The sequence below is a fragment of the Paenibacillus sp. FSL H8-0280 genome (assembly GCF_045040665.1).
GTDB lineage: Bacteria > Bacillota > Bacilli > Paenibacillales > Paenibacillaceae > Paenibacillus > Paenibacillus xylanexedens_A.
This window is the reverse complement of record NZ_CP150296.1, coordinates 5,336,019-5,362,306: the sequence shown is the minus strand read 5'-3', so window position 1 is coordinate 5,362,306 and position 26,288 is coordinate 5,336,019. Positions and strand designations below refer to the sequence as shown.

At 47.4% G+C, this 26,288-nt stretch carries 20 protein-coding genes and 1 riboswitch; of the genes, 15 read left to right on the top strand and 5 right to left on the bottom strand.

Translation table 11 applies throughout. From position 1 onward, the window contains the following. Position 1: 1 nt before the first annotated feature. From galE to ptsP, 10 genes are all read left to right on the top strand, one after another. Positions 2-991, top strand: coding sequence for a UDP-glucose 4-epimerase GalE (gene galE / locus MHI12_RS23315; RefSeq protein ID WP_017686840.1), 990 nt, complete (start codon positions 2-4; stop codon positions 989-991). A 14-nt stretch (positions 992-1,005) separates the two neighbouring features. Further along, positions 1,006-2,604, top strand: coding sequence for a UDP-glucose--hexose-1-phosphate uridylyltransferase (locus tag MHI12_RS23310; RefSeq protein ID WP_405170474.1), 1,599 nt, complete (start codon positions 1,006-1,008; stop codon positions 2,602-2,604). A gap of 158 nt (positions 2,605-2,762) precedes the next feature. Beyond that, complete coding sequence (locus MHI12_RS23305) at positions 2,763-3,350, top strand: MSMEG_1061 family FMN-dependent PPOX-type flavoprotein (protein ID WP_405170473.1); 588 nt, start codon at positions 2,763-2,765, stop codon at positions 3,348-3,350. Positions 3,351-3,443: 93 nt separating this feature from the next. Next, positions 3,444-4,607: an iron-containing alcohol dehydrogenase gene (locus MHI12_RS23300; RefSeq protein WP_405170472.1), complete on the top strand. Its 1,164-nt coding sequence runs from the start codon at positions 3,444-3,446 to the stop codon at positions 4,605-4,607. Positions 4,608-4,885: 278 nt separating this feature from the next. Next, on the top strand, positions 4,886-5,422 hold the full coding sequence (locus MHI12_RS23295; RefSeq protein ID WP_047844048.1) for a membrane protease regulatory membrane protein: 537 nt from the start codon (positions 4,886-4,888) through the stop codon (positions 5,420-5,422). Positions 5,423-5,485: 63 nt separating this feature from the next. Beyond that, positions 5,486-7,042 carry a flotillin family protein gene (locus MHI12_RS23290; protein ID WP_091027708.1) on the top strand — a complete coding sequence of 519 codons (1,557 nt, stop codon included), beginning with the start codon at positions 5,486-5,488 and terminating at the stop codon, positions 7,040-7,042. 165 nt (positions 7,043-7,207) lie between these two features. Next, positions 7,208-8,062 carry a glucose PTS transporter transcription antiterminator GlcT gene (glcT, locus tag MHI12_RS23285; RefSeq protein ID WP_047844046.1) on the top strand — a complete coding sequence of 285 codons (855 nt, stop codon included), beginning with the start codon at positions 7,208-7,210 and terminating at the stop codon, positions 8,060-8,062. Between the two features lie 288 nt (positions 8,063-8,350). Then, positions 8,351-10,402: a glucose-specific PTS transporter subunit IIBC gene (gene ptsG, locus MHI12_RS23280; RefSeq protein ID WP_036617007.1), complete on the top strand. Its 2,052-nt coding sequence runs from the start codon at positions 8,351-8,353 to the stop codon at positions 10,400-10,402. 77 nt (positions 10,403-10,479) lie between these two features. Continuing rightward, positions 10,480-10,755 (top strand): HPr family phosphocarrier protein, encoded by a 276-nt coding sequence (locus tag MHI12_RS23275; RefSeq protein ID WP_036617010.1) that lies wholly within the window; start codon positions 10,480-10,482, stop codon positions 10,753-10,755. After that, on the top strand, positions 10,748-12,460 hold the full coding sequence (gene ptsP, locus MHI12_RS23270; RefSeq protein ID WP_047844045.1) for a phosphoenolpyruvate--protein phosphotransferase: 1,713 nt from the start codon (positions 10,748-10,750) through the stop codon (positions 12,458-12,460). The genes MHI12_RS23275 and ptsP overlap by 8 nt, the downstream gene beginning before the upstream one ends. A gap of 237 nt (positions 12,461-12,697) precedes the next feature. On the opposite strand, the gene gcvPB is transcribed toward ptsP, so the two are convergent. From gcvPB to gcvT, 3 genes are all read right to left on the bottom strand, one after another. Continuing rightward, positions 12,698-14,188 (bottom strand): aminomethyl-transferring glycine dehydrogenase subunit GcvPB, encoded by a 1,491-nt coding sequence (gene gcvPB / locus MHI12_RS23265; protein ID WP_405173043.1) that lies wholly within the window; start codon positions 14,186-14,188, stop codon positions 12,698-12,700. A gap of 80 nt (positions 14,189-14,268) precedes the next feature. Then, positions 14,269-15,624 (bottom strand): aminomethyl-transferring glycine dehydrogenase subunit GcvPA, encoded by a 1,356-nt coding sequence (gene gcvPA, locus MHI12_RS23260; RefSeq protein ID WP_405170471.1) that lies wholly within the window; start codon positions 15,622-15,624, stop codon positions 14,269-14,271. Beyond that, entirely contained in the window at positions 15,621-16,757 is a 1,137-nt protein-coding gene (gene gcvT / locus MHI12_RS23255) for a glycine cleavage system aminomethyltransferase GcvT (RefSeq protein ID WP_405170470.1), read from the bottom strand. The genes gcvPA and gcvT overlap by 4 nt, the downstream gene beginning before the upstream one ends. A 321-nt stretch (positions 16,758-17,078) precedes the next feature. Next, positions 17,079-17,201: riboswitch (glycine riboswitch) on the bottom strand. 343 nt (positions 17,202-17,544) lie between these two features. Between gcvT and gcvH the strand changes: the two genes are divergently transcribed. From gcvH to MHI12_RS23230, 5 genes are all read left to right on the top strand, one after another. Further along, positions 17,545-17,937, top strand: a complete 393-nt coding sequence (gene gcvH / locus MHI12_RS23250; RefSeq protein WP_047844042.1) for a glycine cleavage system protein GcvH — start codon at positions 17,545-17,547, stop codon at positions 17,935-17,937. A 419-nt stretch (positions 17,938-18,356) separates the two neighbouring features. Beyond that, positions 18,357-19,811 (top strand): PTS mannitol transporter subunit IICB, encoded by a 1,455-nt coding sequence (locus MHI12_RS23245; RefSeq protein ID WP_036617026.1) that lies wholly within the window; start codon positions 18,357-18,359, stop codon positions 19,809-19,811. Between the two features lie 38 nt (positions 19,812-19,849). Further along, positions 19,850-21,952, top strand: coding sequence for a BglG family transcription antiterminator (locus MHI12_RS23240; protein WP_405170469.1), 2,103 nt, complete (start codon positions 19,850-19,852; stop codon positions 21,950-21,952). After that, a complete protein-coding gene (locus MHI12_RS23235) occupies positions 21,949-22,383 on the top strand; it encodes a PTS sugar transporter subunit IIA (RefSeq protein WP_017686856.1) in 435 nt (144 codons plus the stop codon). The genes MHI12_RS23240 and MHI12_RS23235 overlap by 4 nt, the downstream gene beginning before the upstream one ends. After that, complete coding sequence (locus MHI12_RS23230; protein ID WP_405170468.1) at positions 22,380-23,525, top strand: mannitol-1-phosphate 5-dehydrogenase; 1,146 nt, start codon at positions 22,380-22,382, stop codon at positions 23,523-23,525. The genes MHI12_RS23235 and MHI12_RS23230 overlap by 4 nt, the downstream gene beginning before the upstream one ends. A gap of 60 nt (positions 23,526-23,585) precedes the next feature. Here the strand turns inward: MHI12_RS23230 and MHI12_RS23225 are convergent, their stop codons facing one another. Next, positions 23,586-23,837, bottom strand: coding sequence for a cysteine-rich CWC family protein (locus tag MHI12_RS23225; RefSeq protein ID WP_082762842.1), 252 nt, complete (start codon positions 23,835-23,837; stop codon positions 23,586-23,588). A 138-nt stretch (positions 23,838-23,975) separates the two neighbouring features. After that, a complete protein-coding gene (locus tag MHI12_RS23220) occupies positions 23,976-25,997 on the bottom strand; it encodes an endonuclease MutS2 (protein ID WP_405170467.1) in 2,022 nt (673 codons plus the stop codon). Between the last annotated feature and the right edge of the window lie 291 nt (positions 25,998-26,288).

The window sequence follows — 26,288 nt, the reverse complement described above, 5'->3', positions numbered from 1 at the left end:
AATGGCAATTTTGGTGACAGGTGGAGCAGGGTATATTGGATCTCATACGGTAGCAGCATTGTTGGAACGTGGGGAAGAGGTTGTTGTACTGGATAACTTGCAGACAGGGCATCGTGAAGCGTTGCTCGGCGGTAAGTTGTATGAAGGGGATCTTCGTGACAAAGAAATTCTGGCGAAGCTGTTCGCTGAGAATTCAATCGATGCAGTCATTCACTTTGCAGCCAACTCACTCGTAGGCGAGAGTATGAAAGACCCGGTTAAATATTATGACAACAACGTGTTTGGTACACTCTGTCTGTTGGAAGCGATGAATGCAGCGAACGTACGCCGCATCGTCTTCTCCTCTACAGCAGCTACCTACGGTGAGCCTGAGAAAGTGCCAATCGAAGAGAGTGATCGTACAGAACCAACCAACGTATACGGCGAAACAAAGCTGATGATGGAACGCATGATGTCATGGTTCGATAAAGTTCAGGATATCAAATACGTTTCCTTACGTTACTTCAATGCAGCTGGTGCTCATGACAGCGGCAAAATTGGTGAAGATCACCAACCAGAGAGTCACTTGATTCCACTTGTACTGCAAACAGCATTGAAACAACGCCCGCACATCGCCGTGTTTGGTGACGACTATGCAACAGAAGATGGCACATGTATCCGTGACTATATCCACGTGAGCGACTTGGCTGATGCACATCTGCGTGCAGTAGATTATCTTCGTAAAGGTGAGAACAGTAATGTGTTCAATCTTGGTAACGGTACAGGATTCTCGGTAAAACAAGTGATCGAAACAGCTAAAAAAGTGACTGGCCTGGATATCCCGGTTGTACAGGAGCCACGTCGTGCAGGTGATCCGGCTGTGCTGGTAGCTTCATCTGCAAAAGCAAGATCAGTCCTGGGTTGGAATCCAAAATGGACCAATCTGGAAGATGTCATTCAAAGCGCTTGGAGCTGGCACCAATCACGTCCTGACGGCTACGGAAAAAACTAGGAGGCGAACACCTTATGTCACAGACTCATATTGCAGCAGGTGCCACAGAGCGGACACCGGAGCAGCAGGAAGCACTGCATGCCATTGAACGTCTGGTTGCATTTGCCTTGCAGAAACAATTAATCGAGGAGGCGGATTGGGATTACAGCCGCAACCTCTTGCTGGAACAATTCGGATTCTCAGAGCCTTATGCCGGTGAGTTGGACACGACTGTGCCCGATGGCCCACAGGCTATGCTGGATACGTTGATCGATTATGGATTTTCCATTGGACTCATTCCTGAAAATAGTGATACGTTCCGTGATTTGCTGGATGCCAAAATCATGGGTCATTTGATGGCTCGTCCATCCGAGGTGGTACGCGCATTCCGCCACACGGAGCAGACGGAAGGCATTGAGGCGGCCACATCTCAATTCTATGACTTGTCGATTAACTCCAACTACATCCGTATGGATCGGATCTCGAAGAACGTCTACTGGACACAGGACACGGCCTATGGAGACATGGAGATTACTATCAACCTGTCGAAGCCGGAGAAAAGTCCAAAGGAAATTGCCATGGCGAAATTGCTTCCGCCTCCGGTATATCCAAAATGCCAACTGTGTCGTGAAAATGTAGGTTATGCTGGTCGGGTGAATCACCCGGCTCGCCAGAATCTGAGAGTCATTCCGCTGGAACTTAACAGCGAACCTTGGTTGTTCCAATACTCGCCGTATGTGTACTACAACGAGCACTGCATCATTTTCCATCATGATCATGTGCCGATGAAGCTGACCAAAGATACAATGCGCAGACTGCTTGCGTTTGTCGGGGAGTACCCGCATTACTTTATCGGATCTAACGCAGATTTGCCGATTGTAGGTGGGTCGATTCTGACACATGACCATTTCCAGGGTGGACGTCATACATTCGCGATTCAAAATGCACAGCCAGAGGCGGTCTTCCGCCATGCGGATGCACCTGGACTTACGTTGAGTCTTGTGAAATGGCCAATGTCCGTAATGCGTCTGGCTTCACACGATCCTGCAGAGCTGCTTGAAGCGGGCAACGCCGTATATGAAGCGTGGAAGGTCTACAGTGATTCTGCTGTAGATATCGAAGCGTTTAGTGAAGTGGACGGGGAACAAGTACCACACAATACGGTAACACCAATCGTTCGTCGTAGTGCAGATGGTGGTTATGAGATGGATCTTGTATTGCGTAACAATCGTACAAATGATGTGCATCCAGAAGGGATTTTCCATCCGCACCGTGAAATGCACCATCTGAAGAAAGAAAACATTGGTCTGATCGAAGTGATGGGGCTTGCCATCCTGCCAGGTCGTTTGAAAGAAGAACTGGACAGTATCGCGGATATCCTCGCTGGAGATGCCAAACTTGCTGAAGCCGCCAAAGCTTCTGATCATGTGTTGAACAAACATCTGGGCTGGGCGGAAGAATTGATTGAACGGTTTGGTCCTAACCTGGACAAAGAACAAGCCGTTGCCATTGTACAGCAGGAAGTTGGCTTGAAATTTGCCGAGATTCTGGAACATGCAGGGGTCTACAAATATGATGAAGCAGGACGCCAGGCTTTCCATCGTTTTGTAAGCAGCATGGGATACACTGAATAGTAGTCTACAAACCAAGAACACCCGCTCAATCATGAGCGGGTGTTCTTGGCGTCTAGTAGTTCTTGTCTTTTGTGCGCATTGGAATGAGCCTCCGGGCCAGTTATAATGGAGTGAAGTCCTAGAGTACCATGATGAATTGAGGAAATGGGGTTAATGATTTGGAAAAGCAGACATTGAATATTCCGTTGATTACAGATGCTGAGGAACTGCAAGGCATGGTGGGTGAACCGCATGAACATGTGCGTAACAAGGCAATTTCATTTGTGGATTCACATGTTCAGAACTTTCTATCCATGTCACCATTATTTTTCCTCTCCACCTCCGATCGTGATGGAAAAAGTGATGTGTCACCTCGGGGTGATGGAGCGGGATTTGTGAAAGTCTATGATACATACCGGCTCGTTTATCCCGAACGCCCAGGCAATCGGCGGATAGACTCGTTGTTGAACATGTTGTCGAACCCTGGTATTGGCATGCTCTTTTTGATTCCGGGTATGAATGAAGTGCTGCGTATTAATGGCACAGCATCCATTACCAAGGATGAGGAATTCATCGCCAGTATGGGCTGGAGTGGTAAAACCATAGGTGCGGCTGTCATTGTAGATGTGGAAGAGTGTTTTATCCATTGTCCGCGGGCATTCATACAGGCTGGATTGTGGGCCTCAGAAACATGGGTGGATGCTGAGAATTTGCCTTCAACGAGCGAGATGTTTCGAGCCCATTTGGAGATTAACGGGTTGTTATAAAGTGAGTGACTATCGATTTGTTTTTCTATAAACAGGGTACTATAATTGGAGTTGCACTAAAAATTCTAAACTCCATTGGAGGCGACAATAGATATGAGATCTTTCCAATTCTATAATCCAACCCGGCTGATTTTCGGCAAAGGACAACTGGAAGCATTGAAAACAGAAGTGCCGAAATACGGTAAACGGGTTCTGCTTGTATATGGTGGCGGCAGTATCAAACGCAGTGGGCTGTACGATCAAGTAATTGGTTTGCTTAAGGAAGCTGGAGCAGAAGTGACTGAACTGGCTGGTGTGGAACCGAACCCGCGTCTTTCTACGGTGCATAAAGGGGTAGACCTCTGTAAAACCAATAACATCGACCTGATCCTCGCTGTAGGTGGCGGCAGTGTACTGGATTGTTCCAAAGCGATTGCTGTAGGTGCCAAATATGATGGCGATATGTGGGATTTTGCTCAGCGCAAAGCCGTTGCACAGGACGCTCTTCCACTGGGTACGGTATTGACGATGGCAGCAACGGGTTCGGAAATGAACTCAGGTTCGGTTATTACGAATCAGGATACACAAGAAAAATTGGGCTGGGGTAGCGCATACTCATTTCCTGCATTCTCCATCCTGGATCCAGTGAATACATACACTGTTCCACTGGACCAAACGGTGTACGGTATGGTGGATATGATGTCCCACGTATTGGAGCATTACTTCCATCTAGATGCCAACACACCGGTTCAACTCGGCTTCTGTGAGACGATTCTGCGTACCGTTATGGACGCAGCACCTCGTCTGGTTGAAGATCTGGAGAACTATGAACTGCGCGAAACGATTCTATATTGCGGAACAATGGCACTGAATGGCGTGCTGAATATGGGTCTCGCAGGAGACTGGGCAACACATAATATTGAACACGCGGTATCCGCAGTGTATGATATCCCACACGGCGGTGGACTGGCAATCTTGTTCCCACACTGGATGAAACATAACCTGGACGTGAATGTGGATCGATTCAAACGTCTGGCAATTAATGTATTCGAAGTGAACCCTGAAGGCAAGTCGGACAGACAGATTGCCGAAGAAGGTATCGATGCGCTCAGCAAATTCTGGACATCCATTGGTGCACCTAACCGTTTGGCTGATTACGATATCGATGATAGCCAGATCGACGTAATGGCAGACAAAGCGATGCTGTTTGGCCCATTCGGTAATTTCAAAAAACTGCAACGGGAAGATGTTGTATCCATCTACAAGGCTTCTCTGTAATTCTATAATCACTGACAAGTGAAAGGACACATCCTGTTGCCAATAACCGCAAGTCTCCTTCATGGGGGCTTGCGGTTTTTTTCATGTATTCGGGCTGTACACGTGAATGATGGAGGAACATGGAGCAAGAAGAACAGAATGTCGTGATAATACCCATTATCGGGTTCAGAATACATTTGAGGAAAGATTTTGAAACATTTTGATGTTAGCTACGTATTTATTTACATGTGGAATGCCCAGTTAGGATGAATTTGCGGCAGAGAGAGGAGGAACAGGGGATGGAGACAATTTATTGGGGGTGTCTGATCGGAGGAGCAATATTTGCGGTTGTCAGCCTTGTGCTGGGTGACTTGATTGACGGCTTGCTGGACGGAGCCTTCGAAATGCCAGGTCTTGATTTTTTCAAACCCGTTGTGTTAGCTGGTTCCATTACAACCTTTGGTGGGGCAGGTATTTTACTGACACGTTATAGTTCATTAAGTGCAATGTCCGGTCTAATACTATCCCTGCTTATAGGTATTGCTGCAGCCATGCTGGTATTCTTCGCATATATCAAACCGATGCGTAACAGCGATGTCTCGATTGCATTTTCGATGAAAGAGTTATCCGGGAAAATTGGGGAAATCACCATTCCGGTGCCGGAAAAAGGTTTTGGCGAAGTGATGATTCGTTTTGCTTCCGGTAGTACGATTCAAACGGCATCCAGTTTTGAACACCTCCCCATTGCGGCGGGAGCCCGTGTTGTCGTGGTGGATGTTGTAGATGGTGTACTGCGTGTGTCGGAATGGGATGAAAATGTACTTAAAGATTTATAAAGTATTCTTATCACCTAAGTAGTTTAAGCACTCATCATGAATGAATAAGGGGAGAGATGTGGAATGGATAATTTGAATTTGAATTGGGATGTATTGCTGATTCCTATAGTTGTAGTCGGTGTCATTCTAATTTTAGGTTTGGCTTTCTGGGCGAGATACAAAACGGTTGGACCGGATGAGGCAATGATCGTTACGGGATCATTCCTGGGTAGCAAAAATATCTCCGATGATGATTCTGGCCGAAAAATTAAGATTGTTCGTGGTGGCGGTGCATTTATCCTGCCGGTATTCCAGCAATCCGAGTTTATCTCCTTATTGTCCCACAAGCTGGATGTCTCCACACCTGAAGTATACACGGAGCAAGGGGTTCCGGTTATTGCTGACGGTGTAGCTATTATCAAGGTTGGAGGCGCTGTAGAAGACGTTGCTACGGCAGCTGAGCAATTCATCGGTAAACCTGTTGAAGCGCTGAGAAGCGAAGCACAGGAGGTACTGGAGGGGCATTTGCGGGCCATCCTCGGTACAATGACGGTGGAAGAAGTATACCGGAACCGGGATCGGTTTGCGCAAGAGGTTCAAGGTGTAGCAGCTAGAGATCTGAAGAAAATGGGCCTTCAAATTGTCTCATTTACCATCAAGGATGTTCGTGATAAACAGGGCTACTTGGATGCTCTCGGTAAACCGAGAATTGCTGCTGTGAAGCGAGATGCCGAGATAGCTGAAGCGGAAGCGATGCGTGATGCACGTATTCAGAAGGCCAATGCGGAAGAGCAGGGTCAAAAAGCAGAGTTGCTGCGTGATACCAATATCGCTGAGGCAGCCAAAGAGAAAGAACTGAAAGTAGCCACGTTTAAGCGGGATCAGGATACAGCCAAAGCGGAAGCCGACCAGGCGTACCATATCCATGAAGCTCGTGCGAGACAGACCGTGGTGGAAGAAGAAATGAAGGTTGAACTCGTTCGTAAAGAACGTGAGATTGACCTCCAGGAAAAAGAAATCGTCGTACGTGAGAAGCAATACGATGCCGAAGTGAAGAAAAAGGCAGAAGCGGATCGTTATGCGGTAGAGCAGGCTGCCGAAGCGGATAAAGCCAAAAGAATGCGTGAAGCTGATGCAGTACAGTATTCCATCGAAACACATGCCAAAGCAACAGCTGAACAGAAGCGACTTGAAGGTCAGGCCATGGCGGATGCGGAACTTGCCAAAGGTACAGCAGATGCAGAAGTTATTCGTTTGCGTGGTCTTGCAGAAGCAGAAGCAAAAGAAAAACTGGCCGAAGCGTTCCAGAAGTTTGGCGAAGCAGCTGTACTCGATATCATTGTCAAAATGCTGCCTGAACTGGCTGGTAAAATTGCAGAGCCAATTGCATCCATTGATAAACTGACGGTGGTAGATACAGGTAAAGGTGAAGGTGCAGCACGAGTGAGTAACTATGTTACTGAACTTATGGCGACCGCTCCAGAGATGCTCAAAAGTGTATCCGGCATCGATGTAGAGCAGCTGATTAAAGGCCTTACGAAGTCTAAAACACCTGCGCCAGTTGCCATTCAACAGAGCGAGGCTGTTACAACTCCTTCGATAATCGACAAGATTGTGGAAAGAGCTGGAGTTGACGAGTAAGAAGCACTTCGAATCTTGCATGGTTGCTCTATTGACCTTAAGGCGAATTTTTGTTACTTTTTAAGCGAGACGTCCGGCGCGGTTTGCCCGCTCCGGGTGTCTTTTCGTTCGTAACAGGGTGTGACTTAATCACACCTAAGATGGTGTGAAAAAGAGGTGCAAACAATGAGCAGCTTGCATGTAGATAAAGCGCTAAATAATAATGTAATCATTGCACAGCATCCAGAACACGGGGAAGTCGTTGTTATTGGTAAAGGCATTGGCTTTAACCGAAAACCGAGTGATCACATTCCATTGATGGCTGTGGAGAAAATGTTCATTTTGAAAAACCAGCAGGAGCAAGAGCAGTACAAACAGCTTCTTCCACAGGTGGATGAAGCACTGATCGAGATTATTAACGAAGTTATTACGTATATTGCAGAGCGTACGGACGTTCCTCTGAATGAACATATCCATATTGCATTAACCGATCACATTTCTTTCGCGTTAAAACGCAAGGAGCAGGGCATTATCATACAAAATCCATTTTTATATGAAACCCGCGAGATTTACCCTGAAGAATATCGAATGGGAGAATACGCTGTTCGTCTGATCAAAGAGAAAATGGGTGTAGATCTGGGGATGGACGAGATTGGTTTTGTTGCCCTCCATATCTATAGCGCAATGACCAATCAAAATATATCCCAGGTACGTGAGCATTCACAATTGATCACTGATTTGGTGAACCTGGTGTCTGATCAACTCGATTATTCGTTTGAAACGGAATCGCTGGATTACTCTCGTTTGCTGACGCATCTTCGGTTCGCCCTTGAGCGTGTTCGCCGTGGAGACAAAGTGGAAGAGCTTCATAAGTTGGATTCCCTGCTTAAGTTGGAGTATCCCGAAATGTACTCGCTTGCATGGAAACTGACCAAAGTAATGGAGAAAAGACTGAAACTGCCGGTTTATCCTGCAGAGGTAGGTTATCTGACCATTCATCTGCAAAGGCTGAATCAGCGGAAGGAAGAAGAGAATAAGTGAGATCATTCCAGTGATGGAATGCGGAATTTATTTTTTTGGTGTAAAGGCTTGCAATAGATTAGAACTGGTGCTACAATGGTTTCCGTAATCAAGCAACTGAATAAACATAAGCGACGTGTTACTGACTCGATCAGGCATGAGTTAATTAAAGTGTGATTGTTCTTTCCTTGTACAGGGTATGCTATACCCCAAGGTTGGCACAGTTTACTTTATTAATTCATGCCTTTTTTTTGTGTTCCCTTGCTTGCATCACAACATATAAATTAGACGAAAGGGAGAAACGACGCGATGTTCAAAAAGCTTTTTGGTGTATTGCAAAGAGTAGGTAAAGCTCTCATGTTGCCTGTAGCCATTCTACCTGCGGCAGGTTTGCTGCTTGGAATCGGTAACATGCTGGTTAATCCAGATTTCTTGCAGTATGTAACGGCGCTCGACACCCCTTGGGTGAACTCGATCGCAACAATTATGATGAACGCAGGTCAGATCGTATTTGATAATCTGGCATTGTTGTTCGCCGTCGGTGTAGCTGTCGGATTGGCTGGTGGCGAAGGCGTTGCAGGTCTTGCAGCGATCATCGGTTACCTGGTCATGAATGTTACATTAGGATCTGCGGTAGGTGTTACTCCGGCAATGATCGGTGAAGTACCGGGTTATGCCAGCATCTTGGGTATCCCAACATTAAGTACAGGCGTGTTCGGAGGTATTATCATAGGTATTGCCGCCGCGCTGTGTTACAATCGGTTTTTCAAAATCGAACTGCCGTCTTACCTCGGTTTCTTTGCAGGTAAACGTTTCGTTCCGATTATCACATCGGTAGTATCCCTTGTAATCGGGTTGCTTCTGGTGATTATCTGGCCTCCGATTCAAAATGGACTGAATGCTGTATCTCACTTCATGGTAGATACAAGTCCGACCTTGTCGGCATTCATCTTCGGAGTTGTGGAACGGTCATTGATTCCGTTCGGTTTGCATCACATTTTCTACTCCCCATTCTGGTTTGAGTTTGGTGAGTATGTGAATAAAGCCGGAGATGTTATTCGTGGGGATCAGAAGATTTTCTTCAGCCAGTTACGTGATGGCGTTGCTCTCACAGCAGGAACATTCCAAGTTGGTAAATTCCCGTTCATGATGTTCGGTTTGCCAGCAGCGGCACTTGCGATGTACCATGAAGCAAGACCGGAGCACAAAAAGTATGTTGCAGGGATCATGGGTTCAGCTGCGCTGACCTCGTTCCTGACAGGGATTACAGAGCCACTTGAGTTCTCGTTCCTGTTTGTAGCACCAATCCTGTTTGCAGTACACTGTATCTTTGCAGGTTTGTCTTTCATGACCATGCAAATTCTGGGTGTAAAGATCGGTATGACCTTCTCCGGTGGGTTCATTGACTTCCTGATCTTCGGGATTATTCCGAACCGTACACCTTGGTGGGACGTTATTATTGTCGGATTGGTTCTTGCGGTGATCTATTACTTCGGTTTCCGGTTTATCATTCGCAAATTCAATCTCAAAACACCAGGACGTGAAGATGCAACGCCTGAAACCGAATCTGGCGGAGGCTCTGGTTCAACGGATGACCTGCCACATAACATTCTCGAAGCTTTCGGTGGCAAGGAAAATATCAAACATCTGGACGCTTGTATTACTCGTTTGCGGATTGAAGTTAATGAGAAATCCAATGTGAAAAAAGATCGTTTGAAACAATTGGGTGCATCTGGTGTACTTGAAGTGGGTAATAATGTTCAAGCCATCTTCGGAACACGTTCCGACACGATCAAATCTCAGATGCAGGATATTATTGCAGGACGAACTCCAGCACCAACGCCAGCAGCTGCCAAACCAACTCCTGAAGAGGAGAAGGCACAAGGTGAGCAGGGCGAGCGCATCGTTGCTGAGGATATCGTCATGCCAGTCAATGGTGAATTGCTGGACATTACAAACGTACCTGATCCGGTCTTTGCTGAGAAAATGACAGGTGATGGATTCGCAATTTTGCCACATGATGGTACGATAACTTCTCCTGTGTATGGTAAAGTGTTTAATGTATTTCCAAGCAAACATGCCGTGGGCATCATGTCCGATGGTGGTAAGGAAGTGCTTGTTCATATAGGTGTTAATACGGTGAAGCTGAAAGGTCAAGGCTTTAACGTACTGGTACAGGAAGGTGATCTGGTATCGGCAGGTCAGCCGATTATGGAAGTGGATCTGGAGTATGTCAAAGCAAATGCTCCTTCGATCATTTCACCAGTTATTTTCACTAACCTGCCAGAGGGCTCCACAGTAACTCTGAAGAAGAGTGGAGTGCTGAAAGTTGGCGAACAGCCAATCATTGAGATAAAATAAGAAGTGTTACGACGATGGCAAGCAAGTGTAAATATATGCAATGCCTAAACCAAACTACTGAAAGTGAGATGATTGTAATGCAACAAACATTCAGAATTACAGATGAAGATGGTATCCACGCACGTCCGGCGACAGCCCTGGTTAATACAGCAAACAAATTCAAAGGTGCAGAATCCTTTGCAGAAGCTAACGGTAAAAAAGTAACTTTGAAATCCATCCTGGGTGTTCTTTCCCTCGGATTGGAACAAGGCGACACTATCAGCATCATCGTTGAAGGCGAAGGCGAAGCTGAAGCTCTTCAAGCTTTGACTGACGTTATGGTTAACGAAGGGTTGGGCGAAATTAATGCTTAATGTCTCCGGGATCGCGGCTTCGGCGGGTATTGCTATCGCCAAGGCGTTTATCTTGGAGCATCCTGACTACTCTGTAGAAAAACGCCAAATTAACGACGTTGACGCAGAGATCGCGAAACTCGACTCAGCTCTGGGTAAATCCCAGGCTGAGCTTGAGGCGATCAAAGAGCGTACTTTACAAGAGCTTGGCGAGAAAAAAGCAGAGATTTTTGCTTCGCATTTGCTCATTCTGAATGACCCGGAACTAATTGATCCGGTTAAAGCTAGAATTGCGGATGACATGATCAATGCAGAATTTGCTTTGAACGAAACGGCATCGCAATTTATCTCCATGTTTGAGAACATGAAGAGTGCTTACCTGCAGGAACGTGCTGCAGATATGCGTGACGTTACCAAACGTGTGCTAAATCACTTGCTTGGTATCGACTTCATGAGTCCGGCTGAGATCAATGAAGAAGTGATTGTGCTTGCGGAGGATCTAACACCTTCCGACACGGCTCAATTGAACCGCCAATTTGTTAAAGGTTTTGCAACCAACATTGGTGGACGTACTTCTCACTCGGCAATTATGGCTCGCTCTCTTGAGATTCCGGCTGTTGTTGGAACCAAGGACATCTTGGCTCAAGCGAAACAAGGCGATATGATTATTGTTGACGGTCTGGATGGTCACGTACTGGTTAACCCTACTGATGAAGTTATTGCTGAATACCGTGCCAAACAGGAACAGTATGATGCACAACGTGCAGAGTGGAGAAAACTTCGTGATGAGCCAACGGTAACGGTGGACAACGTTCATGTTGAACTTGCAGCTAACATTGGTACACCAAATGACGTAACGGGTGTTCTGGAAAACGGCGGCGAGGCTGTAGGCCTGTACCGTACCGAGTTCTTGTACATGGGCAGAGACAAGCTTCCTTCCGAAGACATTCAGTATAATGCTTACAAAGCGGTACTGGAAAAAATGGAAGGCAAACCTGTCGTTGTTCGTACACTCGACATCGGTGGAGACAAAGAGCTTCCATACCTGGATCTGCCAAAAGAAATGAATCCATTCCTCGGCTTCCGCGCAGTTCGTCTGTGTTTGGACCGTCTGGATATCTTCCGTACACAATTGCGTGCATTGCTGCGTGCAAGCGTACATGGAAACCTGCGTGTCATGTTCCCAATGATCGCAACACTCGGTGAATTCCGTGAAGCAAAAGCTGTCTTGCTCGAAGAGAAAGAGAAGCTGGTTGCTGAAGGTATTGCTGTTTCTGACAGCATTCAACTCGGAATCATGGTCGAAATTCCTTCGACTGCAGTTCTGGCGGATCAATTTGCGAAAGAAGTGGATTTCTTCAGTATCGGAACGAACGATCTGATTCAATACACGATGGCTGCTGACCGTATGAACGAACGAGTAGCTTATCTGTATCAACCTTACAACCCAGCCATTTTGCGTTTGGTTAAAATGGTTATCGATGCAGCGCATCGTGAAGGCAAATGGGTTGGTATGTGTGGTGAGATGGCAGGAGACGAAACAGCAATTCCATTGCTGCTTGGTCTTGGATTGGATGAGTTCAGCATGAGCGCAACCTCCATTCTGCCAGCTCGTAGTCAGATCACCAAGCTGTCCCGTGCGGATATGCAGGAACTGGCTGCTAAAGCTCTGGATATGCAAACGGCTGAACAAGTTGTTGAATTGGTTCAAAGCATTCAAGCGTAATTTTGCCGGGGTTTCCTCCGGATTTGAGGTTTTTCTTTTTCCGATAATGAGCTGCATTGATGCAGCGATTTTGCCGGTATCCGCTGTTACAGCGGGTACTGGCTTTTTTTGTTGCTCGAACGTATAGGAATTAGAAGGGGAGTACGAGGAGAAAGGTCCTGTAATGTCTAGCCAAAAAAATGCTCTTACTGGTGTAGTTAACATCAGCAAGAGCATGATTAGTAATACACTTAGTGCTTAACTGCAAGCACAATTCAGTACAGGTTTGCGTGCCGCGGTTGTCTCATCAAGACGAGTAACCGGTGTTCCGTAAGGTGCGTTCAGGACCAATTCAGGTGTCTCTTCCGCTTCTTTGGCAATCCGTATCATCGTATCAATGAACCCATCCAGCGTTTCTTTACTTTCGGTTTCTGTCGGCTCGATCATGATGCATTCCTCCACGTTGAGCGGGAAGTACACCGTAGGTGGGTGATATCCAAAATCAAGCAATCGTTTGGCAACGTCAAGTGTGCGTACACCATATTGCTTCAACCCCCGACCAGACATGACAAATTCATGTTTGCATACACCCGGATACGGAATCTCGTAGTAAGGTGCGAGACGGGCCATCATATAGTTAGCATTGAGTACCGCACATTCAGATACACGGCGCAATCCTTCCGGTCCATAGGTACGAATGTAGGCATAGGCACGTACCAATATACCGAAGTTACCGTAGTAGGCTTTCACCCGGCCAATGGATTGATCGCCTTCACGATCGAATGCATACATACCATCATCATTCTTGATCACCATTGGTTTAGGCAGGAATGGAATCAGGCGATTCTTCACACCAACTGGTCCGGCACCTGGTCCACCACCGCCATGAGGTGTACTCATCGTTTTGTGCAAGTTCAGATGCACCACGTCAAAGCCCATATCACCCGGACGTGTAATGCCCATAATGGCATTGGAGTTGGCTCCGTCGTAATACAACAAGCCACCAGCCTGGTGTACGATGGATGCAATCTCCTGAATGTCTTTCTCGAACAAACCAAGTGTATTCGGGTTGGTCAGCATCAATGCTGCCGTATCGGAACCAACGGCCGCACGGAGCGCGTCCAGATCGACCAGTCCGTCTGCACGGGATGGAATTGTCACAGTCTCAAATCCTGCAACGGTTGCACTTGCCGGGTTGGTACCATGAGAGGAATCAGGCACGATGACTTTGGTACGTTGTTCGCCACGACCTTCGTGGTAGGCACGAATCATCATAAGTCCAGTCCATTCTCCATGGGCACCAGCGGCTGGTTGCAAGGTCACAGCGTCCATACCTGTCAGACCTGCAAGGTCGTTTTGCAACGTATATAACAGTTCTAGTGCACCTTGAATGCTGGATTCGTGCTGGTACGGATGGATTTTGGCAAAACCGTTATAACGGGCAACATCCTCATTAATCTTTGGATTGTATTTCATCGTACAAGAGCCCAGTGGATAGAATCCGTTATCTACGCCGAAGTTGCGGCGGGACAGAGCGGTATAGTGTCGAATAACATCTACCTCAAACACTTCCGGCAGTGCCGCTGCTTCCGAACGGAGCATTTCCCGGGGAATCAACGTATGGGCAGACTGGCGAGGAACGTCACATTCTGGCAAGGAATAAGCGACACGTCCAGGGCTGCTGAGTTCAAAAATCAATGATTGTTCCGAAGCAGGAGATAAGGTCTGTGCGTTGAATTTTTCTAACACAGATTGAGCCGAAGTGGAGACAGCTGTACTCGCTTCCGATTGTCCTTGTACCGATGTTGTCGTTGTCGTCGTTTCCTGAGTCACAGCGATCCCTCCAATGCTCGTGCGAATTCGTCAATCTCTTCCTTAGTGCGCCGTTCTGTAACAGCAATCAGCATATGTCCGGCAAGCTCCGGATAATCACGTCCAAGTTCGTAGCCACCAATAAAGCCCGCATCCAGCAGTTTCAACTGAAGAGCATTCACGTCTGTTCCTTCAGGAAGTTTAATCACGAATTCATTAAATGTTGGTGCATTAAAAGTAAGGTTAACTCCAGGAATTGCAGTTAATGTATTCAGGGTGTAATGACTCTTTTGCAAATTCAGATCCGCGACATCGATCATACCCAGTTTACCCATGATGGACATATACACAGATGCGCTGAGTGCAAGCAAAGCTTGGTTGGAACAGATGTTGGATGTCGCCTTTTCGCGGCGGATATGCTGTTCACGTGCTTGCAGTGTGAGTACAAAACCACGCTTGCCGTTGCGATCCGTGGTCTGGCCTACGATTCGGCCAGGAATTCGGCGCATATGAGGCTGGGATACAGCGAAATATCCGCATGTTGGACCGCCGAGTGAAGCGGCGATGCCGAGGGGCTGCGCATCACCTACAACGATGTCGGCACCCAGCTTGCCTGGGGCTTCCAGCAGACCCAGCGATAGCGGGTTGGCACTTACAACGAGCAGGCCCTTGTGCGCATGCACGAGGTCGGCAGCCTGCTTCACATTTTCCACGGCACCAAAGAAGTTCGGACTCTGGATCATGACAGCAGCGGTATCGTCTGATATGGCGGTTTGCAGGGCATCCCAGTCAGTGACGCCATCCTTATAACCAATCTCGACAATCTCCAGACGGAGTCCGTGCGCATATGCCTGCAATACCTGACGGGCTTCCGGATGAACGGTACGGGATACGATGAGCTGTTTGCGACGAGTTGCCGCTGCGGCCAGATTACCGGCTTCCGCAAAAGCTGTTGCACCGTCATACATACTGGCATTGGCTACAGCCATACCGGTTAATTCACAGATGTAGGATTGAAATTCGAAAATGGCCTGCAGTTCACCTTGGCTGATCTCAGGCTGATAAGGTGTGTAGGCAGTGTAGAACTCGGAACGGGAAATGACATGATTGATGACGGAAGGAACATGATGATCGTATATGCCTGCGCCGAGGAAGCTGGCGTGTGTTTCGAAATTGGCGTTGGCGCCAGCTTGTTTGGACATATGACGTGTCAGCGCATATTCATCAAGTTTGGAGGATACGGGCAGCTCGCCCTGATAACGAATCTCCTGCGGAATGTCCTGAAAAAGATCCTCCAGCGTATCCACACCGATGGTTGCGAGCATCGTGCTCTGATCTTGCTCGGTCATGGGAATGTAACGGTGCTTGCTCATGCTTGATCAGCTCCTTGAGTAGGTGTCTTCGACGTACGTGTCCGTTTATGAAAAGGGGTCTTCACGACCTCCGCTTTCAGTTTCTTGCCGCGGATCTCAATCTCAAGCGGGGTTCCCAGCGCAGCGTATTTGCTGTCGATGAGGGCAAGCCCCAGATTACGCTTCAATGTAGGTGATTGCGTGCCTGTTGTCACTTCACCAATCTGTACGCCTTCGGCGTAAATCGGATAGTGGGGGCGGGGAATACCGCGCTCCAACACTTCGATGCCGACCAGTTTGCGGGCGGGCCCGTCAGTTTTTTGCTGTAACAAGGCTTCGTGTCCGATAAAAGGTCCTGCATTCAGCTTTACAAACATACCTACGCCAGCTTCGAGTGGAGAGATAGTTGCCGACAATTCCTGTCCATACAGAGGGAGCTTTGCTTCAAAGCGCAGTGTATCCCGAGCACCGAGGCCTGTCGGTACAAGTCCGTGACCTTCACCGGCTTGCATTAATCCATTCCAGACCACAGCAGCCTGGTCCGCAGGAACATATAGTTCAAAGCCATCTTCACCGGTATATCCGGTACGGGACAACAGTAATTTTACTCCACATACTTCAGCATCCTGCACAAAACGAAACGGTTCAATCGAGCTTACATCCGTATCTGTAACTTTCCCGATAATGTCTACAGCCAGTGGACCTTGCAAGGCGAGCAGCGCCGTTTGCTCCGAATCGTTGGTCATACTTACGCCGGGGATCAAGTGCTCTTGCAGCCACGCCCAATCCTTGTCGATGTTGGAGGCGTTAACCACAAGCATATAATGCTGATCTTCCAGCTTATACACGAGCAGATCATCCACCACACCGCCATTTGGATAACACATCAGGGTGTACTGGGCTTGACCGGGAACCAGCGTGGTCACATCATTGGTCATCATTTGTTGCAAAAAAACTTCAGCCTGCTCACCCTGTACTGTGAATTCGCCCATATGGGATACATCGAACAGTCCCGCGCGCTCGCGTACTGCTTCATGTTCTTTCTGGATTCCGCTAAATTGTACCGGAAGCTCCCAGCCTCCAAAATCAATGCACCGTACGCCTTCGTATTGCTGATACAGTGGGAAGAGTGGTGTTCTAAGCAAATCGGACATCAAATCACCTCGTCATAGGCCGTCAGCCGGCCGGATATACAATCGTGGATCAATGAACCAGGGTATTTTTAAATTTTCAGCTAGATATTTTCATCACATAAGTATGGTAAGGGCAGCTATGGCAGCGCCGTTCTACATCCTGTTTTTCGTTTTTTGGGAAAAAGGAAAAGGACAGGCCAAAGAATCGGCATGCCAAGTAGCACGCTGTATTCTAAGGCTCTGTCCCTTGTACCTGAGAGTTACCCCGCTACGATGTGCAGCAGGTTTCCCCTTGGGTGATCATAACGCCCGCACAGGGCGAATAGATGCTCTCCAGAGTTGCGTCCCGTAAAAGTCCTTTTGCCTGAGAGATTCACCCCCGCTTATCGGTGGTTTACTCCTTCGGCGTTACCACATGCACATCCCGAATCGGGTGTCACGGGTAATCTCTCCCTTTACATTCATCCGCGGGTATAACATAGTCCAATAAACACATTTACTCCTCTCATTAAAACGTGAATCCACTACCGATGTCAAGAACGATATCATAGATAATGATTAAAAACCGAATATTTAATTTATTTTTAATGTTATCGTTCGTGTATTTAGAAAGACTGCGCTTACTATTCTAATATTCACCAGTATATGAAGAAAGAGTGTAATCCGGTTACAGGATTTAGAGGTGTTCAGCAAATAAATTGTGAGGTATCTTGACATTTGATTCAAAAATATCATACGCTATGTTCTGGGAAAAAGGTTAAGGTCAAAGAACGCATGTACTCATTAATGAAAAGCGAGGCGGATATCGATGAGCGAATTGAAAAGTGATTTCCTGTACAGTGAAGAGCACGAATGGGTGCAAACCGTAGGGGAGGATACTGTACGTATTGGCATTACCGAGTTCGCGCAGCATCAGCTGGGTGATATTGTGTTTGTGGAATTGCCTGACCTTGAAACCAATGTAAAAGCAGAGGACAGCATTGGAACGATCGAATCGGTCAAAACGGTTTCGGACTTGTTCTCTCCCGTCACAGGTTCAATTATTGCAGTGAATGATTCGTTGCAGGACTCCCCTGAACTTGTGAACAGCTCTCCTTACGAGGAAGGCTGGATGATTGAGATCCGTGTTGAGGGAGATCTGACAGCAGCATTGTCTACATTGATGAATGCAGACGCATATCGTAAACATACGGAAGAATAGCATCAACGAACTTGTACTTATTAACATATATTTTATAACCAAATGAAATGAGCTTCATATTGTTTCGACCTGTGTGAGCCGGATGCTTGCACAGGTTTTTTGTGCTTTCCAAGAATGGTTTTGAATGTGGATTGAAGCAGATTGTGGATGTAAATCACCTGATTGGACCAAGCTATAGGTTAGAAAATGATTCTGGAAATGACAAAAGTCATAGGCAAGAAAAGCCTTGTGTACCAATGGGTTCAGCCATTATGCATCAATTAAAACGATTACATAACCTAATGTTGTCATCATTGTTCATGACGAAAGTACGCTTTCATTTGATTGAACAGGAGAGCATTCTCGCTTAGGATTACAGCAGGGGAGAAATGATACCCCTTTCATAAATCATAATCACTTGATCCAAGGAGGATAATACAATGAGTAATTTGGACCAATCGTCCAATTCCAAAGGTGGGCTACGGGTAGGTGTTCAGCGTTTTGGCCGATTCCTGAGTGGTATGGTCATGCCTAATATGGGAGCGTTCATCGCCTGGGGATTAATTACGGCTCTGTTCATTCCAACAGGCTGGTTCCCTAACGAGACGCTTGCGCAGCTAGTCGATCCGATGATCAAATATTTGCTGCCACTGTTAATTGGTTACACCGGGGGTACGATGGTGCATGGTCAGCGTGGTGGTGTCGTGGGTGCCATTATGACCATAGGGGTCATCGTGGGTAGTGATATTCCGATGTTCCTAGGTGCCATGATTGCCGGACCACTGGCCGCATGGATTATCAAAAAATTCGATAAATCGATTGAAGGTAAAGTTAAAGCCGGATTTGAAATGCTTGTTAACAACTTCTCAGCCGGTATTATTGGCGGGATCTTGGGGATTTTTGCGCTACTGGGCATCGGGCCTGCTGTAGAAGCGATTAGCAAAGTATTATCTGCCGGTGTACAGGGCTTAATGAATCTTGGTTTGCTGCCGCTGGTCAACCTAATCATTGAACCAGGTAAAGTATTGTTCCTGAACAATGCAATCAACCACGGGATTCTTACACCAATTGCAACAGATCAAGCGAGAGAATTAGGGAAATCCGTATTATACATGCTTGAATCAAACCCGGGTCCGGGACTTGGTATCTTACTTGCTTACTGTTTCTTCGGACGCGGAATGGCCAAATCTTCTGCACCGGGTGCCGTAATCATTCATTTCTTCGGGGGAATTCATGAGATCTACTTCCCTTACATTCTGATGAGACCGATTCTGATTCTTGCTGCAATTGCGGGTGGCGTCGCAGGTACATTAACATTCATGCTCACCGGAGCAGGACTTGTTTCAGCACCATCACCGGGTAGTATTATCGCGTATTTCTTCTTAACACCAAAAGGTGGATACCTGCCGATGTTCGCAGGGGTGCTTGTAGCAGCCGTCGTTTCTTTCCTGGTTGCAGCAGTGTTGCTGAAAACGGGTAAACAAAAGGACGAAGATCTGGAGTCCGCATCCAGTCGGATGAAAGACATGAAGAGTCAAGGAACCGTGCCAAACGCTGGTATTACGGCTAATCAACGTGAAGCAGACAGAGCCGCAGATATGGCTTCTTCTACAGTCAAAACAGACGTGAAGAAAATTGTCTTCTCCTGTGATGCAGGCATGGGGTCAAGTGCCATGGGTGCTTCCATTCTACGCAAGAAGATGAAGGCAGAGGGGATTGACGTTACGGTGACCAATACGGCTATCAGTGATATCCCGCCGGATGCAGACGTGGTGATCACACAACAAGTATTGACCGATCGTGCCCGCTCCGTTGCGCCGAACGCAGAACATATATCCATCGACAACTTCCTAAAAAGCCCGGAATACGATGCGCTCGTTGAACGTCTGAAGTAATTGCACGCATTTGTTTTCCCTGAGCCGGAGGCTGAGATATGAGTATTACCAAAAGACAACGTGAAATCGTGGAGTTCCTGCTGGAGCATCCACATGAAGTCACTGCCGGCGAAATCGCCGTTGAAGTAAAGGTCAGTACCCGAACGGTTCACCGGGAGCTGCAAATGATTGAACAATGGCTTGAACCTTTGGGCATGAAGCTGGAAAAAAAATCAGGAACCGGTATCCGAATCGATGCCAGTTCCGATGATCTGGCTGTATTGCGCCAGCAACTAGAGGGTAAAGAATATGTAGAGTTTACGCCAGAAGAGCGTAAGCTCTTCATGCTTTGTATCCTGCTGGATGAACCGGAGCCTGTAAAGTTACTCGCCTTGGCTTCGGATCTGAAAGTGACCGTATCAACCGTAACCACTGATCTGGACGATCTGGAGTCACGGATTCGTCAGGCGGGACTAAAGCTGGTTCGCAGACGTGGATATGGCGTCAAGATTAACGGAAGTGAGACGATTCATCGCACAGCCATAGCTGCACTTGCTCTCGAATTTTTGGATGAATCCGACCTGTTCGGAAGACAACCTGAACAAGGGGGCTCCATCGTAAACCAAAAATTGTTGGATATGATTGGACATGGTGATGTACTTACGGTCGAAAATGCGTTATGGCAACCAGATATCGAATGGCTGGAGAACATCCCGGAACGCCAATACATGAAGTTGCTGATTCAATTATCCGTAGCGGTTGTACGTATTCGTAAAGGCTTTGGCATTGGCCGTATACCTCCCCTGGAGAACAAGGGAGATGAAGTCGCAGAGCAGGATGAGATGAAGGTTCCACCTTATATGGCTTCCCGCTTGTGTGGTGTGTTATCGACCCAGCTGGGGCTGACATTCTCCCAAGATGAGCAAGCTTATTTTCACAGACTATTAGTTGAGACGGAGCAGCGGATTCATTCTTCGCGGCTGTTGCCAATAGACGACTTGATTTTACTAGACAGGGTACATTCACTGATTGATCAGATGCAAGCGAGAACGCATTATGCCTTTCATGAGGATCGTTTGCTTCGAGAAGGTCTACTTGGTCATATGCAACCTGTAATGGAGCGAATTGAAGGACAACAGATGATTCGTAATCCGCTACTGCAGCAGATTCGCAAGGATTATGATTCCCTCTTTGAAGAGGTCAAAAAATCCGTGCATCAAGCTTGGCCAGGCACAGACGTTCCGGATGAGGAAATTGGTTTCCTGGTCATGCACTTTGGAGCTTCCATTGAGAGGTTACGTGCATTGAAACGGGAGATCAGGGCAATCATCGTGTGTACAAGCGGAATTGGATCATCACGCATGCTTTCCAGCCGACTGTCCAAGGAGATTCCTGAGATTCGGATCATGGACAGCGTGTCCTGGTATGAAGCTGCCCGGATACCTACAGATCAATATGATCTGGTGTTATCCACTGTTGATCTGCCGATGGATGAGCATCAGTATTACAAAGTGAGTCCACTGCTTACGGCTGAAGAGAGCGAACGTCTGCGTCATTTTATCCGAACAACAACGTTACAACGACAGCATCACAAGCCTCGTGAAGCCGAGGTTCAGACGACAAGTCGTTACTCGGACCCGGATGGAATGGAAGCTATTTTAGTTGAAATCGTCCGAATTATTGGCAAGTTTCAGGTGTATCCGTTGGATAACCAAGATATCGGTTTCTATAAAACCGTATATGCGATGTGCAACGTACTCCATGGATCTGGTGTGCTGAAGGAACCGGGGGAGATCGCAAAACGGTTGGAGGCACGTGAAGCAGTGGGGAGTCAGAAGATTCCCGGCACAAGACTTGCATTATTTCATACACGCAGTGAGGGAATTTACAGGCCGTCCATTAGCTTGTTTCAGCTCGCGGAGCCACTCCTTCGTACGCCGGATGATCCGGCAGGAGTTACCCATATCCTCTTGATGCTTGGTCCCAGAGAATTATCCAAGGAAAGCCTGGAGGTTCTCAGTGAGATCAGCGCACTGTTATTACAGGAAGAAATGATTACATTGCTGGAAAAGGGAATCAGGGATGAACTCATTCATTACCTGTCCCAGGAACTGGTTGGATTTTATCGCAGTAAAATCGAAATTGGAGGTCAACCATTATGAGTATGTTAACAACAGATAAAGTCATCATGAATGCGACGGCTCAGGACAAATACGAAGCGATTCGTATGGCAGGACAGATTCTGAAGGATGCGGGACATATTACCGCTGATTACATTGAGAAGATGATTGAACGTGAAGAGATTGTCTCGACCTATGTAGGGAACGGCCTGGCTATTCCGCATGGTACAAAGGAATCCAAAGCTTTCATTTTATCCACAGGTATCTCTGTCATTCAGTATCCACAAGGTGTTGATTTTGGCGAAGAAAAAGCCTATATGGTCATTGGTATCGCGGCTCAAGGCGGAGAACATATGGAGATCTTGACTAGCATCGCGGTGATCTGTGCTGAGGATGAGAATATGGAGGCTCTGCGCCTGGCTAAAACTGCCGAAGAAGTTATTGCTATTCTGGAAAGTGAAATGGAGCTATGAAGGCCCTACACTTTGGCGCAGGTAACATTGGACGCGGGTTTATCGGATTGATTCTCTCCCGTGCAGGGTATGAGGTGATTTTCTCCGACGTGAATCAGACCTTGGTAACAGCTCTCCAGCAACGGGGGCAGTATACGGTGGAACTGGCTAACGAGAGCAAGGATCAGGAGACCGTTACAGGTGTAAATGCAATCGATGGAACCCAGCTGGAGACGGTTGCCCAAACCGTGGTGGAAGCTGATCTGATTACAACCGCAGTGGGCGTGGACGTACTGAAGCATATTGCACCAGGTATTGCGAAGGGACTTGAGAAAAGACTGAGTTCCGGTCCTGCTCAAAACCCTCTTCACATTATTGCTTGCGAGAACGCCATTGGAGCCAGTACACAATTGAAAGAGCATGTATATGCTCTGCTCAGTGAAGAGGTACGTTCCCTTGCGGATCAGTACGTTTATTTTCCAGATTCAGCTGTAGACCGGATCGTGCCTATTCAGCAGCATGAAGATCCGTTGCATGTACAGGTGGAGCCTTTTTACGAGTGGGTAGTGGATCGTTCCCAGATGGCTCCTGCATTCAAACCGATTGAGGGCATCGTATATGTCGATGATCTGGAGCCGTATATCGAACGGAAGCTGTTCACGGTTAACACAGGACACTGCGTTGCTGCGTACATCGGTAATGTGCATGGGTATGACACGATCCAGAAGGCTATTGCCGATGAAAAGGTGAAATCCATTGTATATGGTGCCTTGCAGGAAACCGGAGAAGTTCTGGTGAAACGATTTGGATTCAGCCCAGAAGAGCATGAGCAGTATATTGTCAAAATATTGGGACGGTTCGTCAACCCGTATCTCACCGATGAGGTTACTCGTGTTGGTCGTTCCCCGCTGCGTAAGTTGTCTCCGAATGATCGTCTGGTTCGCCCAGCCCTTCAGGCCTATGCGGATGGAACCGAAACGACTTATCTGGCTATGGGCATGGCAGCTGCCTGCAAATTCGATGTCTCCGATGATCCGGAAGCAGTTGAACTGCAGGACATGATCCGCCAGAAGGGGATTGTGGCTGCACTCCATCATTATACGTCCATGGATGAGCATCATCCGGTGCTGGAACAGGCTGTTGCCCAGTATAACCAACTGTAAGAGCAGTGTTAGCCAGCTAACAGTATAGATGATGCATAATGAAGAAGAGCCATACAGTTGTTAACTGTGTGGCTCTTCTTTTGGTTGGTGTTTATCGGTATAGTCATCCAAACAGCGTTGACATATGCACGATTTTCGGCGCTGCTCTGCCGGAATACGGTCAAATACACCTTCGGGGAAAGTAGCCCGGTTACACCAGCATTCCGAATGCGGATGTCCTGCGGCATAGGAACAGCGATTAGCTTCCCCGCATAATGGGCAGACAAGAACATCGATATTGCTGCGCTCTTGATTGTCTTGTTCTGCAGACATTGGGTTCTTCCCTCCCTGTGAATAGCTACGAGCTGAAGTTAAACATACTGGTCCCAGTATAACAGAAATATGCTGGTGATTATGGAATTCACTGTGTATATATGACTACCATTCCACTACATCTGTTTCTCCCATCGGCTATTCTTCAGGCGGTAATTCGATCTGAAGGCCTTCCACATGTTTGCGTCCCATCAATTTACGCTTCTTTCGATTTTCCTTTGTTTCTAGCACAATGTCCAAATCATAATCGTCACCTGGATAAAGCTCATTGGCAGATATATGCAGAGTCAGGCGTTTCTTATGGATTTTGACTTTGCGTCCTCTGAGCATGACCCCGATATTTCCACGGCTATCCTCGACATCACAGACGATGCCCGACTGATTAAGATAGGCCGCATACACCCGATCTCCTTTGCGAAACGTTTTGGCAGGAGCAGGAGAATCCGACTCTCTGGTTGTTGTCTTTTTGTTGAGACCGATTGAATCCTTTGACTGTTTCGACTGTTTCGACTGCTTTGACTGATTCCACTTGGATAACTCTGCTGGGCCGTCTGCTTCTGCAACGGAACGATCAGGCGTCAGGACCGGTGTTTCCAAAGGAGATGACGCGAACACGAATGTACGATCTCTTGAAATACTTTGATCTGACAGGGACTTGGATCGCTCGATAATTCGCTGTGGCATGCCCAGCTTTAATGCGATGGAATAAGCATAGCTTTCACCAGCTTCTCCGATACGCAATCGATACAGCGGCTGGAGAGAAACGGTATCAAATTCCATGCGGGCATTTTCGAATCCTGGTGTGGCAGCTGCAAAATGTTTGATTTCACCAAAATGTGTTGTCGCCACAACGGTTGCTCCGCGGCTGTGAAGTTCCTCCAGCATGGCGATAGAAAGTCCAACACCTTCACCGGGATCTGTGCCGGAGGCCATCTCATCAATGAGCACCAGAGTTGACGTATTGGCCTGTTCCAGTATGCCAATCATATTGCGAATATGTGCTGAGAATGTACTGAGCGCTTGTTCCAAACTTTGCCCGTCACCAATATCAACCGCTACTTCGTTATAAACAGCCATCTCGCCACCTTCCTCCACCGGAATAAGCAAACCGGATTGCATCATCAAGGTTAGCAAACCAAGTGTTTTGAGTGCGACCGTTTTACCCCCGGTATTCGGTCCAGTAATAATGAGCGACGAGTAAGTTCTGCCGATTGCAAAATCAAGGGGAACCATGGAAGAACCCATGAACGGATGACGTGCACGTTGAAGGCTAATGTGGCCCTGAGTATTGACTTGAACGGTACGTCCGTCCATGGTGGCCGCATATTTGGCTTTGGCAAACAGGAAGTCCAATACACCTACCGTTTCGGTGTTGAGTGCGATTTCACGGTTATACGATTCGGCCAGGGAGGTTAAATCACCGAGAATTCTCATCTCCTCTCGGGACTCCTCCGCTTGCAGAGCGGCCAATTCCATCTGTAAACTTACTAATTCAACAGGTTCGATATATACGGTTTGCCCGCTCCCGGATTCATCAAGCACACTGCCTTTCACCTGTTTACGGAACTCTTTCTTAATGGGCAGAACTGTTCTTCCTCCGCGTTGGCTGATGACATGCTCCTGCATGATGGAGCGATGTTTACTCACTAGAGAATCAAGCTTTCGTTTCATGCGTTCCGCATTCACCGTTATTTTTTTACGAATACGAATCAGTTCCTTGCTCGCCTGATCCTGAATGCGTCCACTATGGATGCAGCGCTCGATCTCACTTAGCAAAGGTTCGATCAGAATCATGGATGCTGCATAACGACTGACGGTGGGAGCGGCCCCGGATTTGCCCTCCATGTATTTCATAAGTTGGGCACAGCTCCGCAGGAACTGAGCGAGATGACTGAAGTCGCGTTCACTGAATAGATAACCGGTGCCAAGCAGATCCATAATCGTTTCCATTCCGTCGAGTGAAGGGAGGGGGATACTGGCCCCGAAGCGAATCAACGCAGCCGCTTCAGCTGTTTCTTCCAGCCGGAGCTGGATCAGGTGAGCATCTACCATCGGTTTTAGTTCTCTGGCATAACGTTTGCCCAGATAAGACAGGGCGCAGTCTGCAACGTTTTTTTGAATTTGTGGATAGCCCAAACTGTTTAATGTGTTTTCATTCATGCGTAATCTCTCCTTGAATTTGAGTTGGGATTTCAGTTGACGCGCTGAAACATATTCCTGGAAAACGCAAAAAGGGCGGAGAATGAACAAACGTCATTCTCCGCCCTAAACGTATGGGAAAGCAAAGTCCACTAAGGTCTATATTAAAAAATCCGCGCTGAACTCAGCGCGGAAATAGACCCGGACAATTACAATCCCGGAGGCGATTTATGATATCCGCTGTTCTTAACTAAGTACAGGGATCTGGCGCATCATGAAATACACGTATGCCATATGGGCACAAGCGCAATG

Coding starts and splice junctions, on each gene's coding strand:
- glcT (WP_047844046.1), top strand. CDS start 7,208: ATGAGCAGCTTGCATGTAGATAAAGCGCTAAATAATAATGTAATCATT.
- MHI12_RS23295 (WP_047844048.1), top strand. CDS start 4,886: ATGGAGACAATTTATTGGGGGTGTCTGATCGGAGGAGCAATATTTGCG.
- ptsP (WP_047844045.1), top strand. CDS start 10,748: ATGCTTAATGTCTCCGGGATCGCGGCTTCGGCGGGTATTGCTATCGCC.
- MHI12_RS23300 (WP_405170472.1), top strand. CDS start 3,444: ATGAGATCTTTCCAATTCTATAATCCAACCCGGCTGATTTTCGGCAAA.
- MHI12_RS23310 (WP_405170474.1), top strand. CDS start 1,006: ATGTCACAGACTCATATTGCAGCAGGTGCCACAGAGCGGACACCGGAG.
- MHI12_RS23275 (WP_036617010.1), top strand. CDS start 10,480: ATGCAACAAACATTCAGAATTACAGATGAAGATGGTATCCACGCACGT.
- ptsG (WP_036617007.1), top strand. CDS start 8,351: ATGTTCAAAAAGCTTTTTGGTGTATTGCAAAGAGTAGGTAAAGCTCTC.
- gcvPA (WP_405170471.1), bottom strand. CDS start 15,624: ATGAGCAAGCACCGTTACATTCCCATGACCGAGCAAGATCAGAGCACG.
- MHI12_RS23240 (WP_405170469.1), top strand. CDS start 19,850: ATGAGTATTACCAAAAGACAACGTGAAATCGTGGAGTTCCTGCTGGAG.
- MHI12_RS23235 (WP_017686856.1), top strand. CDS start 21,949: ATGAGTATGTTAACAACAGATAAAGTCATCATGAATGCGACGGCTCAG.
- gcvT (WP_405170470.1), bottom strand. CDS start 16,757: ATGTCCGATTTGCTTAGAACACCACTCTTCCCACTGTATCAGCAATAC.
- galE (WP_017686840.1), top strand. CDS start 2: ATGGCAATTTTGGTGACAGGTGGAGCAGGGTATATTGGATCTCATACG.
- MHI12_RS23220 (WP_405170467.1), bottom strand. CDS start 25,997: ATGAATGAAAACACATTAAACAGTTTGGGCTATCCACAAATTCAAAAA.
- gcvH (WP_047844042.1), top strand. CDS start 17,545: ATGAGCGAATTGAAAAGTGATTTCCTGTACAGTGAAGAGCACGAATGG.
- MHI12_RS23290 (WP_091027708.1), top strand. CDS start 5,486: ATGGATAATTTGAATTTGAATTGGGATGTATTGCTGATTCCTATAGTT.
- MHI12_RS23245 (WP_036617026.1), top strand. CDS start 18,357: ATGAGTAATTTGGACCAATCGTCCAATTCCAAAGGTGGGCTACGGGTA.
- MHI12_RS23230 (WP_405170468.1), top strand. CDS start 22,380: ATGAAGGCCCTACACTTTGGCGCAGGTAACATTGGACGCGGGTTTATC.
- MHI12_RS23225 (WP_082762842.1), bottom strand. CDS start 23,837: ATGTCTGCAGAACAAGACAATCAAGAGCGCAGCAATATCGATGTTCTT.